A 14342-nucleotide genomic window follows, 5' to 3' on the forward strand; every position below is an offset into this window, starting at 1 on the left:
CAGAGAGCACCAGAGGAGCAAGACAATGGAAAGCATTGACGTGAGCAAGAAGCCGGCCGTCGCCGGTGGCGCCGCCGAAAAGAAGGACTACGGCAGCTTCCTGAAGAACAACATGCGTGAATACGGCATGTTGATGTCGTTGGTGGCCATCATGGCCTTCTTCCAGATCATGACCGACGGCACGCTGATGCGTCCGCTGAACCTGACCAACCTGGTGCTGCAGAACAGCTACATCGTCATCATGGCGCTGGGCATGCTGATGGTGATCGTGGCCGGTCACATCGACCTGTCGGTGGGTTCGGTGGTGGGCCTGATCGGCGCTCTGGCGGCGGTGCTGATGGTGGACTATGGCTGGGGATTCGTGCCGGCCTCCATCGTCTGTCTGATCGCCGGTGGCCTGATCGGCGCAGCGCAGGGCTACTGGATCGCCTATTTCAAGATTCCCTCCTTCATCGTCACCCTGGCCGGCATGCTGGTCTTCAAGGGCATGGCGCTGGCGCTGCTGCAGGGCCAGTCGCTGGGCCCCTTCCCGCCGACCTTCCAGATGCTGTCCTCGGGTTTCATCCCGGAGCTGACGGACAATGCTACCTTCCGTACCACCTCGCTGGTCGTCGGCATCCTGGCCGCCGTGGTGCTGGTGCTGGTCAAGCTGCACGGCCGTCGCAAGCAGACCAAGCATGGCATGGAAGATGAACCGGTCCTGTTCTTCCTGCTCAAGAACGGTATCTTCGCCGCGGCCATCATCGCCTTCAGCTACCTGCTGTCGACCTATCGCGGCATGCCCAACGTGCTGATCATCATGTTCGCGCTGATGGTGCTCTACACCTTCATCACCAGCCGCACCACCCTGGGCCGTCGTGTCTATGCGGTGGGCGGCAACGAGAAGGCGGCCAAGCTGTCCGGCATCAAGACCGAACGCGTGTCCTTCTTCACCTTCGTCAACATGGGCGTGCTGGCCGCGCTGGCCGGCCTGATCTTCGCGGCCCGCCTGAACACCGCCACCCCCAAGGCTGGTCTGGGCTTCGAGCTGGACGTGATCGCGGCCTGCTTCATCGGTGGCGCGTCGGCCTCGGGCGGCGTGGGCAAGGTGATGGGCGCGGTCATCGGCGCCTTCGTGATGGGCGTGATGAACAACGGCATGTCCATCATGGGCATCGGCATCGACTACCAGCAGATGATCAAGGGCTTCGTGCTGCTGATGGCCGTGTGCTTCGACGTCTACAACAAGAACAAGTAATCCGGATGAGCAAGGCGGGCAGGGTTGCCCGCCTTTTGCATTCGGGACCACCAGATCCTTTCGTTTCCTTCAGTCAGGAATTCAACAATGAGTAGCGATAAAAAAGACAAGAGCCGCACCCTGCGCTCGGCCGGCTGGTTCGGCACTGCCGACAAGAACGGCTTCATGTACCGCAGCTGGATGAAGAACCAGGGCATCCCCGATCACGAATTCCAGGGCAAGCCGGTCATCGGCATCTGCAACACCTGGTCGGAACTGACGCCCTGCAATGCGCACTTCCGCAAGATCGCCGAACACGTGCGTCGCGGCATCATCGAAGCCGGTGGCTTCCCGGTGGAGTTTCCGGTGTTCTCCAATGGCGAATCCAACCTGCGCCCGACCGCCATGCTGACCCGCAACCTGGCCAGCATGGATGTGGAAGAATCGATCCGTGGCAATCCCATCGATGGCGTGGTGCTGCTGACCGGCTGCGACAAGACCACCCCGGCCCTGCTGATGGGCGCGGCCAGCTGCGACGTGCCGGCCATCGTCGTGACCGGTGGCCCGATGTTGAACGGCAAGCACCAGGGCCGTGACATCGGTTCCGGTACCGTGGTGTGGCAACTGTCGGAGCAGGTCAAGGCCGGTGAGATCACCATCCACGACTTCATGGCCGCCGAAGCCGGCATGTCGCGCTCGGCCGGTACCTGCAACACCATGGGCACCGCTTCCACCATGGCCTGCATGGCCGAGTCGCTGGGCGTGTCGCTGCCGCACAATGCGGCCATTCCGGCCGTTGATGCGCGCCGTTACGTGCTGGCGCACCTGTCCGGCATGCGCATCGTCGACATGGTCTGGGAAGGTCTGACCCTGTCCAAGATCCTGACCCGCAAGGCCTTCGAGAACGCCATCCGTACCAATGCCGCCATCGGTGGTTCCACCAATGCCGTGATCCACCTCAAGGCCATCGCCGGCCGCATCGGCGTGGACCTGGAACTGGAAGACTGGACCCGCATCGGCCGTGGCACCCCGACCATCGTCGACCTGCAGCCCTCGGGCCGCTACCTGATGGAAGAGTTCTACTACGCCGGTGGTCTGCCTGCCGTGCTGCGCCGCATGGGCGAAGCCGACCTGTTGCCGCACAAGGATGCGCTGACCGTCAACGGCCAGACCATGTGGGACAACGTCAAGGATGCGCCGATCTACAACGACGAAGTGGTGCGGCCGCTGGCCAAGCCGCTGATCGAGGATGGCGGTATCTGCATCCTGCGCGGCAACCTGGCGCCACGCGGCGCGGTTCTCAAGCCCTCGGCGGCTACCCCTGAGTTGATGAAGCATCGCGGCCGCGCCGTGGTATTCGAAGATTTCAACCATTACAAGGAACGCATCAACGATCCCGACCTGGATGTCGATGCCTCCTGCGTGCTGGTGATGAAGAACGTCGGCCCCAAGGGTTACCCCGGCATGGCCGAAGTGGGCAACATGGGCTTGCCGCCCAAGGTGCTGGCCACGGGTGTGAAGGACATGGTGCGCATCTCGGACGCCCGCATGAGCGGAACCGCCTATGGCACCGTGATCCTGCACGTGGCGCCGGAAGCGGCGGCCGGTGGGCCGCTGGGCATCGTCCAGGACGGTGACTTCATCGAACTGGACGCCTATGCCGGCAAGTTGCAGCTCGACATCAGCGACGAGGAAATGCAGCGTCGCCTGGCCGAACGCGCCAAGGTGCTGGCCGAACGCAAGCCGGAAATGGTCGGCGGCTACCAGTCCCTGTATGTGGACCGCGTGCTGCAGGCCGACGAAGGCTGCGACTTCGACTTCCTGGTCGGTTGCCGTGGCGCGGCCGTTCCCAAGCACTCGCACTGATCCATCACGACAAGACAGCGCCGGTGTCGGCATGACACCGGCCAGCAAGGAAACCTCATGAGCAACACTCCCCCGAACGTGCAGCTGGCGACTTTCCCCAGCCTGAAGGGCAAGCGCATCTTCATTACCGGCGGTGGCACCGGCATCGGTGCGGCCATTGTCGAGGCATTTGCGCAGCAGGGCGCGCACGTGGCCTTCGTCGATATCGCCCGCGAAGCCAGCGAGACACTGTGCAACGAGCTGACCCGCGCCGGCTATCCCAAGCCGCTGTTCCGCCACTGCGACCTGCGCGACATCCCGGCATTCCAGAAGACCATTGCCGAGCTGCAGGGCGAGCTTGGTGACTTCGATGTGCTGGTCAACAACGCCGCCAATGACGAACGTCACAAGCTGGAAGACGTGACCCTCGATTACTGGAACGACCGCATCGCCATCAACCAGCGCCCGTCCTTCTTCGCCGTGCAAGCGGTGGTGGACGGCATGAAGCGTCGTGGCGGCGGCTCCATCATCAACTTCAGTTCCATCAGCTGGCATCAGTCCAGCGGCGGATTCCCGGTGTACACCACGGCCAAGGCCTCGACCCTGGGCCTGACACGCGGTCTGGCGCGCGACCTCGGTCCGCACAAGATCCGCGTCAACACGGTCACGCCGGGTTGGGTCATGACCGAACGCCAGATCAAGCTGTGGCTGGATGAAGAAGGCAAGAAGGCCATTGCCCGCAACCAGTGCCTGCAGGAGGACCTGCTGCCCTGGCACCTGGCGCGCATGGTGCTGTTCCTGGCCGCTGACGACAGTGCGATGTGTACCGCGCAGGAATTCATCGTCGATGCCGGCTGGGTGTGATGCCGCATTGACCGCCCGAAACCCTCTCGGCGCGGATCGTGAAAGGAGTCGCCATTTGGCGACTCTTTTTTCTTGTGCAGTGCCACTTTTTTGTGGAGGAGGCAGGGCTGTCATACAACTCGGGAAAAACTTAGTTTTTAGCTGGTTTGTAGTGTTGTTTTTTTGCTGCGATTTTTTAATGAATTGGTGCGCCTGGAATTGTTTCGAGCAGCCCTATTTTTGAATTTTTAGATCGGCTTACTCTTCCTTACATTTCTTAATAAAACTCGGCGCAGTTCCGCCACCCCGTGATCGCATCATGCGCGGGTTGGCGAGGGAAGGGATCAGTAGATCATCTTGGCCACTTCGCGGATGGCCTGCAGCACCAGATTGGCACCCGGCGAGAGCAGGTTGTCCTGGCGCGTGATGATGCCGAAGCCGGCCATGCGGCAGGGCAGCTCGATGGGCAGGATGTCCATCAGGCGCGCCTGGGTGTAATAGCGTGCCACTTCGGTGGGCATGGCGTAGATGAAATCGGTCTGCTGCAACAGGCTGGTGATGAACAGGATGGCCGTGGTGTCGACCACGTTGGAGGGCGGCGCCAGGCCTTGTTCGCGGAACATCTGGTCGCAGCGCGCACGCAGGATGCTGCCCTTGGGCGCCATGATCCAGGCTTCGCCGGCGAGGTCGGCCAGGCTCAGGTCGGTGCGGGTGTGGAAGGGATGTCCCACCCGCGCCACGGCGCACACCGGCTCGTCGGCCAGCTCTTCATAGAGCAGGCCGCTGCGGGCTTCCTCGTCGAGGATGCGGCCGATGATGAAGTCCAGTTCGCCATGCAGCAGACGCGACAGCAGGATGTTGCTGCTTTCCACTTCGACGCCGATACGCAACATCGGCGCCTGTTCCTTCACGCGGGCGATGGCTGGCGGCAACAACGCCATGCCGGGCGAGAGAATCACGCCCACATCGACCTGGCCGGACAGGCCGGACTTTAGTGCCACGATGTCTTCATGCGCCTTGGACAGGCTGGTCAGGGCCATGCGCGCATGGCGGATCATGGCCTCGCCATAGATGGTGGGCCGCATGCCGCGCGGCAGGCGCTCGAAGAGGGACACGCCCAGCATGTCTTCGAGGTCCTTCAACTGCTTGGAGGCGGCCGGCTGCGTCATGTTGAGCTCGCTGGCGGCGCGATGGATGTTGCGGGTGTCGTCGAGGGCGATGAGCAGAAGGAGTTGGCGTGTCTTCAATCGCGCCCGCAGAAACCAGTTCGGGTCACTGTTTTTCATAAGTCTCCGGGGACGGTGTTCTCAATTTTTTCAATGATTTTTTTATTAGAAATTCATGATATCAAATCGCATATCGGAATTGCTAAAGATTTCATTGGAAAGACATGAACCGAATACTTAGTATCTAGCCACATTCCGGACTGTACAGGACAACGACCAAAGGGCCGGAATGAAAGAAGAGAAGGTCGGGCAGCATCAAAACAAAAAGTTGGGAGACCGTCAGGAGTCCGTCAGGATTCAAGGGGTCTGAAGTGCAAAGCTGCACGACCAAGCCCACCGACGACAAAAATTTAAACGGCAATATCCACGGAGACTATTCATGAAGCAAGTGAAGCCATCCTTTATTGGAGCAAAGACCCTGTGCGCGCTCGCGCTGATGGGAGCGTTCTCGGCACAGGCGCAGGCGCAAAGCAGTGTCACCATCTACGGTCGCGTCGTGGCCGGTGTCGATTTCCTGACCAATGCTGGCACCAACGGCCAAGGTACGCGCTGGAGCGCTGCGAACAACCAATGGGGCACCAGCATGATCGGCTTCAAGGGCACGGAAGACCTGGGCGGCGGTACCAATGCCTTCTTCCTGCTGGAGTCCGGTTTCAACTCGACCAAGGGCAGCTTCAACGGTTCCGACACCAGCAATGGTAACGCGCTGTTCAATCGCCGTTCCTACGTCGGCCTGTCCTCGGCCACCGCCGGTTCCGTCAAGTTCGGCAAGAACCTGTTCATCAACAATGATGTCTGGTTCCTCGACCCGACCGGCCAGCAGGCCATCGGCACTGCCAGCCTGGTCAACGGCCGCAACTGGCCCGGTGCCAGCAACATCATCGAGTACAACAGCCCGGATATGGCTGGCTTCACTGTCAACCTGCAGACCAGCCTGGGCGAAAAGCCGGGTTCGTTCAGCGGCGGCGTCCCCAACGCGGGTAGCAGCGACGGCCGCAAGGACGGTATCTCGCTGGCCTACCAGAAGAACGGCCTGGAACTGCGCGTGATCTATGACACCGTGCGCGACGCCAACGGCAACTACAGCGACATCTGGAGCCATTCCAAGGAGCTGATCGTCGGCGGTACCTACAAGTTCGACAAGCTGAAGATGTTCGCTGGCTGGGAAAACCTGCGTGCCAACGCAGCCGCTGCCGGTGCTCCGGACCGCGCGAACCACTACTGGATCGGCGCCAACTATGACGTGACCCCGCAATTCCAGCTGGTCGGTGGCTGGTTCCACGTCAACGCCAACAACGCACGTGTTGACGCTGCCGGCAACGGCAACGGCGGTGGTACTGCCAACATGTACATGGCCGGTATCAACTACTTCCTGTCCAAGCGCACCCTGCTGTATGTTGACGTCGGTACCGTTCGTAACGGCACCGGTGCCACCCACGCACTGGAAAACGGCGGCAACGTCGGTCCTTCGGGCCTGAAGCAGAACGGCGGCTACTTCGGTATCGCCCACTCGTTCTGATGTAACGATCTAGTAGTATCTGTAATCCTTCCTGAGGTGGTCTTGATGTAGTTGAGGGTGGGCGCAAGCCCACCCTTTTTTGTCTTGTGGCCGGCGCACAAGGGCGTGGCCGGGACACTGACTTTGTTTTATATCGTTTATTTCATTTATCTTATTTAATTGATTTGCAGGCGGAAACCCGATGAATGCGCAATTGCTGGTCGACGGACATCATGAACTGGGCGAGGGCGTCCTCTGGTGTGAACGCTCGCACACGGTCTTCTGGACCGATATCCACGCTTCGCGCCTGTGGAACCATGATCCGCAAAGCGGCGCCACGCGCAGCTGGCCCATGCCGGAGCGGCTGTGCTGCTTCGCCTTTACCGCCGATCCCGAGCGCCTGCTGATCGGCCTGGCATCGCGCCTGGCTTTTTTCAATCTCGGCACCGGCGCTATCACGCCGATCTGCCGCATCGAGGATGATCTGCCGACCACGCGCCTGAACGACGGTCGTTGCGACCGCCAGGGCCGCTTCGTCTTCGGCACCCTCAACGAGGATGCCGGCCGTGCACCCATTGCCAGCTTCTATCGTCTCAATGCCGACCTGAGCCTGGAGCGCCTGCCGCTGCCGGGCATCGCCATTTCCAACAGCATCTGCTTCAGTCCCGATGGCACGCGCATGTATCACTGCGATTCCATGGAAGGCAAGATCATGGTCTGCGACTATGATCCGGCTTCCGGCGCCATCGCCAACCAGCGCGTGTTCGCCGATCTGGCGCAACAGCCGGGCGGCCCCGATGGCTCCACCGTGGACGCCGACGGCCATGTCTGGAACGCGCAGTGGGGTGGGGCGCGGGTAGTGCGCTTTGCGCCGGATGGCCGCATCGATCGCATCGTCGACATGCCGACCGCCCAGCCTTCCTGTGTGGCCTTCGGCGGCGCGGCGCTCGATACGCTGTTCGTCACCTCGGCGCATGAAGGCATGAGCGCCCAACAGCGCGAGCAGGATGCATTGGCCGGTGCGCTTTTCGCCGTGCCGGAGACCGGCGTGCGCGGCCTGCCGGAAGTGCGTTTCGCCGGATAGCACCGGCAGCTGGTGCCGGCAGCTGGCGCCCGCCTCAGGCGCCGAAGCTGGAATCTCCCATCAGCCGCGACAGCCGCGCCGAAATCTCCTGGACGATGCCTTGCACCTCGTCCAGGCTGGGGTTGACCTTCTTGTCGATGCGCTCGATATAGGGCACGTTGAGTGCGGCCAGCATGCGGTTGTTGGCCCCCATCACCGGATAGGACAGGTTGATCACGCCCCGGATCTGCCGGCTCTCCATGCGCGAATGCCCGCGCTTGCGGGTGTCCTCGATCTGCCGCATCAGCTGCGCCGTCCCGATCTCCTGTTCACCATCCATGCGCACATGCGCGGCCAGCATGCTGGCCTGTTCGGCCTGGTCGCGGAAGGCCAGCAGTACATGGCCGGAAGCCGTATCCGTCAGGCTCACCAGCGCGCCCACCTTGAGCCCGAAGGCCCAGCGTTCGGGGCTGTCCACCTGCGCCACCACGATCACCCGTCCGGCCTCATAGACTGTCAGATGCGTCGATTGCATGGAGCGGTTGGCCAGCTCGCGCATGTGGGGCAGGGCCGTGCTGACCAGCGAGCGGATAGGCTGGTGATGGTGTGCCAGCTCGAACAGCTTCAGTGACAGCCGGTAGTGGTCGTTGTCGGCGATCAGGTAACCACGCTGCTCCAGCGTCACCACCATGCGGAAGATCTCGTTGACGCTGCGACCCAGCTGGCGCGAGATCTGGTTCAGCGTCAGCATCTGCTCCGAGCGGCTCAACAGTTCCAGGATATCCAGTCCCTTGTCCAGCGCGGGGGCGGCATAGCGCGTCTTGCCGCTGGCGCCGTCATGGCCGCTGTCGCTACCCATCTCATTGTCGTCGTTGATCGCGGCGGCGGGCGCTGCAGTCTGCAGCGCAGGGGCGTCGGAAGGATTGATTTTCCTGGTTCTGGGCATGGCAGCCTGGGTATCGTTAGCGGGCAGGAGGGCGGAAACAGAAGGGCGAATCCGCCGGTTTCTGGGGCCGGATTGTAGGGGATTTTTGATGGACGACGTGTTTTATTTGTAAAATTATTTTTTATAGATCGCTTTGATGCTACGGTGCTGACATCCCTAAATCGATATCGATCGATACCGAAACTTCATCGGGCTGGCCCGGCAATAAGAGGATAATCGAGGTTATGCTGTGTCGCTCACAGATAAAAACAAATTTTATTTGTGAGTAAAACGAACAAGGGGCCAGTCCCCGGAGACGACGACAACCGGCAGCCGCCCCCCAGCGGCCAGCCCGCCGACCAGCGGCAAGCAGAGGCAGCGCCCGAGCCCGAGGCGCCACCCGTCCCGCAGCGGCATCACGCTAGAGACCGATGACCAAGATTACCGCCATGCGCGTGCTGGACGTGCGCTTTCCCACTTCGCAATCACTGGACGGTTCGGATGCGATGAATCCGGACCCGGACTATTCTGCCGCCTACGTCATCCTCGACACCGACCACCCGCAACTGAAAGGCCATGGCCTGACCTTCACCATCGGTCGCGGCAATGAAATCTGCTGCGCCGCCATCCGCGCCATGGAACACCTCGTGGTCGGCCTGGACCTGGAATGGATCGCCGCCGACATGGGTCGCTTCTGGCGTCACGTCACCTCCGACAGCCAGCTGCGCTGGATCGGCCCGGACAAGGGGGCCATCCACCTGGCCACCGGCGCCGTGGTCAATGCCGCCTGGGACCTGTGGGCCAAGGCCGAAGGCAAGCCGGTATGGAAGCTGGTGGCCGACATGACGCCCGAGGAGCTGGTACGCACCATCGACTTCCGCTACATCACCGATTGCATCACCCCCGACGAGGCCCTGGCCCTGCTGCGCGAGAAGGAAGGCGGCAAGGCCGAGCGCCTGCGCATCCTGCAGCAGGAAGGCTATCCCTGCTACACCACCTCGGCCGGCTGGCTGGGCTATGACGACGCCAAGCTGCGCCGCCTGTGCCAGGAAGCCATCGACCAGGGCTTCAACCATGTCAAGCTCAAGGTCGGGCGCGACCTGGCCGACGACAAGCGCCGCGTCACCATCGCCCGTGAAGTGCTGGGCCCGCAGCGTCATCTGATGATCGATGCCAACCAGGTCTGGGAAGTGGACCAGGCCATCGACTGGGTCAAGCAGCTGGCGTTTGCCAAGCCCTGGTTCATTGAGGAACCGACCAGCCCGGATGACGTGGAAGGTCACCGCAAGATCCGTGCAGGCATCGGCGCAGTCAAGGTCGCCACCGGCGAGATGTGCCAGAACCGCGTGCTGTTCAAGCAGTTCATCATGCGCGACGCCATCGACGTGGTGCAGATCGACTCCTGCCGTCTGGGTGGCGTCAACGAAATCCTGGCCGTCATGCTGATGGCTGCCAAGTACGGCAAGGTGGTCTGCCCGCATGCCGGCGGCGTGGGTCTGTGCGAATACGTACAGCACCTGTCGATGATCGACTATCTGTGCATCTCCGGTTCCAAGGAGGGACGCGTGACCGAATACGTGGATCACCTGCATGAGCATTTCGTCGACCCCTGCGTGATCCGCAACGCGGCCTACATGCCGCCCAGCCTGCCGGGCTTCTCGATCGAGATGAAGCCGGAATCGCTGGAGCAGTACCGCTTTCGCGGCTAGCCCCCGGCAAGTGGCGGCGTCAGGAAATGATATAAAACATAACGGAGACTGAAGTGGATCTGAACCTGCAAGACAAGGTCGTCATCGTGACCGGCGGTGCCTCCGGCATTGGCGCGGCGATCAGCATGCAACTGGCCGCCGAAGGCGCCATTCCGGTGGTCTTTGCGCGTAGCGAACCGGAGCCGCAATTCTGGACCCGGCTGACTGCGCTGCAGCCGCACGCCACCCTGTTCCAGCTGGAATTGCAGGACGAAGCCCGCTGTGCCCAGGCCGTGGCCGAGACGGTGCAGCGCTTCGGGCGTCTGGACGGTCTGGTCAACAATGCCGGCGTGAACGACAGCGTCGGCCTGGACGCCGGCCGCGACCAGTTCGTCGCCTCGCTGGAACGCAATCTGATCCATTACTACGTGATGGCCCATTACTGCGTACCGCACCTGAAGGCTACGCGCGGCGCCATCGTCAATGTCTCGTCCAAGACCGCGCTCACCGGCCAGGGCAATACCAGCGGCTATTGCGCCTCCAAGGGCGCGCAGCTGTCACTCACCCGGGAATGGGCTGCGGCATTGCTGGCCGACGGCGTGCGCGTGAATGCGCTGATCCCGGCCGAGGTGATGACGCCCCTCTATGAACGCTGGATCGCCACCTTCGAGCATCCGGAGGAAAAGCTCGCCGCCATCACCAGCAAGATCCCGCTGGGCAAGCGCTTCACGACCTCCGAGGAAATGGCGGACATGGCTGTCTTCCTGCTCTCCGGGCGCTCGTCGCATACCACCGGACAGTGGATTTTCGTCGATGGGGGTTACACCCATCTCGACCGTGCCCTGAGCTGAGGCCCGTATGCGTACCGTGCTGGCACTGGACCTGAAGGACGACCCGGCGCTCATCGCCGAGTATGAACAGCATCACCGGCGCATCTGGCCCGAGATCGCGCAGCACCTGAAGCAGCAGGGGGTGACCGGCATGGAAATCTACCGTCTCGGTACCCGCATGATGATGGTGATGGAAACCGATGACGCCGTCTTCGACGCAGCAGCAATGGCAGCGGCGACCGATACCGATCTCCGGGTGCGCGCCTGGGAAGAACTGATGTGGCGTTTCCAGGCGCCCACGCCCTGGACGCCGGCCGGACAGAAATGGGTGCCGATGACGCGCATCTTCGATCTGTCGCAGCAGCAGGATTAGGAACGCGTCGGCAGGGCCGCACCATGTGCGCTCAGTAGCAGTAGGCAAGCAGCAGGCAGCAGGCAGCGACCGCAGAGTCGCGTCAATGATGGCCCCGGCAGCAAGGGCCGGCAATGCATCCGCATCCGAGGTGAGCATGCAACAAGATAACGAGACATCCAGACCATCCCCCGCAGCGGCGCCCCCGCTGATCGCGCTGCGTAACGTCAGCAAGCGCTTTCCCGGCGTACTGGCGCTGGACAACTGCCAGTTCGACCTGGTCGCCGGCGAGGTGCACGCCCTGATGGGCGAGAACGGCGCCGGCAAGTCGACGCTGATGAAAATCCTTTCCGGCGTCTACCAGTGCGACAGCGGCGAGATCCTCCTCGACGGCAAGCCGGTGCAGATCGGCGAGCCGCGCCAGGCGCAGGCGTTGGGCATCGGCATCATCCATCAGGAGCTGAACCTGATGAACCACCTGTCGGCGGCGCAGAACATCTTCATCGGCCGCGAGCCGCGCAAGGCGTTCGGCCTGATCATTGATGAAGACCAGTTGAATCGCCAGACCGCTGCCATCTTTGCCCGCATGCGCCTTGAGATGGACCCGCGCACGCCGGTGGGCGAACTGACCGTGGCGCGCCAGCAGATGGTGGAAATCGCCAAGGCCCTGTCCTTCGATTCACGCGTGCTGATCATGGACGAACCGACGGCGGCCCTGAACAACGCCGAGATCGCCGAGCTCTTCCGCATCATCCGCGACCTGCAGGCGCAGGGCGTGGGCATCGTCTATATCTCACACAAGATGGACGAGCTGCGCCAGATCGCCGACCGCGTCAGCGTCATGCGCGATGGCCGCTACATCGCCACCGTGCCGATGCAGGGGACTTCCATGGACAGCATCATTTCCATGATGGTCGGCCGCTCGCTGGAGGGCGAGCAACGTACCCCGCCGGATACCTCCGCCAACGAGGTGGTGCTGGAAGTGCGCGGGCTCAATCGCGGCCGCGCCATCCGCGATGTCAGCTTCCAGTTGCGCAAGGGCGAGATCCTCGGCTTCGCCGGCCTCATGGGCGCCGGTCGCACCGAGGTGGCGCGCGCCATCTTCGGTGCCGACCCGCTGGAGTCCGGCGAGATCATCATCCACGGTGGCAAGGCCGTAATCCGCCAGCCGGCCGATGCCGTGGCGCATGGCATTGGTTATCTTTCTGAAGACCGCAAGCACTTCGGGCTGGCGGTGGGCATGGATGTACAGGCCAACATCGCGCTCTCCAGCATGGGCCGTTTCACCCGCGCCGGTTTCATGAACCAGCGTGCCATCCGTGAAGTGGCGCAGGGCTATGTGCGGCAACTGGCGATCAAGACGCCTTCGGTGGAACAGCAGGCGCGCCTGCTCTCGGGTGGCAATCAGCAGAAGATCGTGATTGCCAAGTGGCTGCTGCGGGACTGCGACATCCTGTTCTTCGATGAACCCACGCGCGGCATCGACATCGGTGCCAAGAGCGAAATCTACAAGCTCCTCGACGCCCTGGCCGAGCAGGGCAAGGCGATCGTGATGATCTCTTCCGAACTGCCCGAGGTCTTGCGCATGAGCCACCGCGTGCTTGTGATGTGCGAAGGTCGCATCACCGGCGAGCTCACCCGCGCCGAGGCGACCCAGGAAAACATCATGCAACTGGCCACGCAGCGCGAACCGGCGGTGGCGCACTAGCCGGTCGGGCCGCACTGCGATCCAACCCCTATCAGAGACCAGAACCATCATGGCAAACAACATCCATTCCGCAGCGTCCGCATCCACCATGGCCAATACCGCTTCCTCCTCGGGCCTGCGCGCCCGCCTGTTCAACCCGGCCGCGCGCCAGAAGCTGCTGGCCTTCGCCAGCCTGCTCTTGCTGATCGTGTTCTTCAGTGTCGCCTCGCCCAATTTCATGGAGGTGGACAACCTGGTCAGCATCCTGCAGTCGACCGCCGTCAACGGCGTGCTGGCCATCGCCTGCACCTACGTCATCATCACTTCCGGCATCGACCTGTCGGTGGGAACCATGATGACCTTCTGCGCCGTCATGGCCGGGGTGGTGCTGACCAACTGGGGCATGCCGCTGCCGCTGGGCATCGCCGCCGCCATCTTCTTCGGTGCGCTCTCCGGCTGGATCTCTGGCATGGTGATCGCCAAGCTGAAGGTGCCGCCCTTCATCGCCACGCTGGGCATGATGATGTTGCTCAAGGGGCTGTCGCTGGTGATTTCCGGTACCCGGCCGATCTATTTCAACGATACCGAGGGCTTCTCAGCCATTGCCCAGGATTCGCTGATCGGCGACCTGATCCCGGCGCTGCCGATTCCCAATGCGGTGCTGATCCTGTTCCTGGTGGCCATCGGCGCCTCCATCATCCTCAACAAGACGGTGTTCGGCCGCTATACCTTCGCCCTGGGCAGCAACGAGGAAGCACTGCGCCTGTCGGGCGTGAAGGTGGATTTCTGGAAGGTCGCGGTCTACACCTTCTCCGGCGCCATCTGCGGCATCGCCGGCCTGATCATCGCGTCCCGCCTGAACTCGGCGCAGCCGGCGCTGGGCCAGGGTTACGAGCTGGACGCCATTGCCGCCGTGGTGATCGGCGGCACCTCGCTCTCCGGTGGCACCGGCACCATCATGGGCACCATCATCGGCGCCTTCATCATGAGCGTGCTGGTCAACGGCCTGCGCATCATGTCGGTGGCGCAGGAGTGGCAGACGGTGGTGACCGGGGTGATCATCATCCTGGCGGTCTACCTGGACATCCTGCGTCGTCGCCGTCGCGCCTGAACCGGCAGCCACATCAGCCACCGCAGCAGTATTCGCAGTAGCAATGCAAGCCCCGCCG

At 62.4% G+C, this 14342-nt stretch carries 12 protein-coding genes; 10 read left to right on the forward strand and 2 right to left on the reverse strand.

Translation table 11 applies throughout. The features are described from left to right. The first annotated feature begins 25 nt into the window (after positions 1-25). The 3 genes from mmsB to HBH1_RS12780 all read left to right on the forward strand — a co-directional run bounded on the left by mmsB (position 26) and on the right by HBH1_RS12780 (position 3925). Positions 26-1237 (forward strand): multiple monosaccharide ABC transporter permease, encoded by a 1212-nt coding sequence (mmsB, locus tag HBH1_RS12770; RefSeq protein ID WP_077236646.1) that lies wholly within the window; start codon positions 26-28, stop codon positions 1235-1237. 87 nt (positions 1238-1324) lie between these two features. Beyond that, entirely contained in the window at positions 1325-3082 is a 1758-nt protein-coding gene (locus tag HBH1_RS12775) for an IlvD/Edd family dehydratase (protein ID WP_077236645.1), read from the forward strand. Between the two features lie 57 nt (positions 3083-3139). Continuing rightward, positions 3140-3925 (forward strand): SDR family NAD(P)-dependent oxidoreductase, encoded by a 786-nt coding sequence (locus HBH1_RS12780; protein WP_102663053.1) that lies wholly within the window; start codon positions 3140-3142, stop codon positions 3923-3925. A 323-nt stretch (positions 3926-4248) separates the two neighbouring features. Here the strand turns inward: HBH1_RS12780 and HBH1_RS12785 are convergent, their stop codons facing one another. Continuing rightward, on the reverse strand, positions 4249-5190 hold the full coding sequence (locus HBH1_RS12785; protein WP_102663054.1) for a LysR family transcriptional regulator: 942 nt from the start codon (positions 5188-5190) through the stop codon (positions 4249-4251). A gap of 319 nt (positions 5191-5509) precedes the next feature. On the opposite strand from HBH1_RS12785, the gene HBH1_RS12790 reads away from it, so the two are divergent. Next, on the forward strand, positions 5510-6649 hold the full coding sequence (locus HBH1_RS12790) for a porin (protein WP_102663055.1): 1140 nt from the start codon (positions 5510-5512) through the stop codon (positions 6647-6649). 181 nt (positions 6650-6830) lie between these two features. Continuing rightward, a complete protein-coding gene (locus HBH1_RS12795; RefSeq protein WP_102663056.1) occupies positions 6831-7712 on the forward strand; it encodes an SMP-30/gluconolactonase/LRE family protein in 882 nt (293 codons plus the stop codon). Between the two features lie 34 nt (positions 7713-7746). Here the strand turns inward: HBH1_RS12795 and HBH1_RS12800 are convergent, their stop codons facing one another. Next, a complete protein-coding gene (locus HBH1_RS12800) occupies positions 7747-8637 on the reverse strand; it encodes an IclR family transcriptional regulator (protein ID WP_102663057.1) in 891 nt (296 codons plus the stop codon). Between the two features lie 410 nt (positions 8638-9047). Between HBH1_RS12800 and HBH1_RS12805 the strand changes: the two genes are divergently transcribed. The 5 genes from HBH1_RS12805 to HBH1_RS12825 all read left to right on the forward strand — a co-directional run bounded on the left by HBH1_RS12805 (position 9048) and on the right by HBH1_RS12825 (position 14284). After that, a complete protein-coding gene (locus HBH1_RS12805) occupies positions 9048-10325 on the forward strand; it encodes an L-fuconate dehydratase (RefSeq protein ID WP_102663058.1) in 1278 nt (425 codons plus the stop codon). A 53-nt stretch (positions 10326-10378) separates the two neighbouring features. Beyond that, positions 10379-11155, forward strand: coding sequence for an SDR family oxidoreductase (locus HBH1_RS12810; RefSeq protein ID WP_102663059.1), 777 nt, complete (start codon positions 10379-10381; stop codon positions 11153-11155). A gap of 7 nt (positions 11156-11162) precedes the next feature. Continuing rightward, on the forward strand, positions 11163-11507 hold the full coding sequence (locus tag HBH1_RS12815; protein ID WP_102663060.1) for an L-rhamnose mutarotase: 345 nt from the start codon (positions 11163-11165) through the stop codon (positions 11505-11507). Between the two features lie 136 nt (positions 11508-11643). Continuing rightward, complete coding sequence (locus tag HBH1_RS12820; protein WP_102663061.1) at positions 11644-13194, forward strand: sugar ABC transporter ATP-binding protein; 1551 nt, start codon at positions 11644-11646, stop codon at positions 13192-13194. 88 nt (positions 13195-13282) lie between these two features. Beyond that, positions 13283-14284, forward strand: coding sequence for an ABC transporter permease (locus HBH1_RS12825; protein WP_369878620.1), 1002 nt, complete (start codon positions 13283-13285; stop codon positions 14282-14284). Positions 14285-14342: the final 58 nt, after the last annotated feature.

Origin of the sequence: Herbaspirillum sp. BH-1, from assembly GCF_002870055.1 — a bacterium.
Lineage (GTDB): Bacteria > Pseudomonadota > Gammaproteobacteria > Burkholderiales > Burkholderiaceae_D > Herbaspirillum > Herbaspirillum frisingense.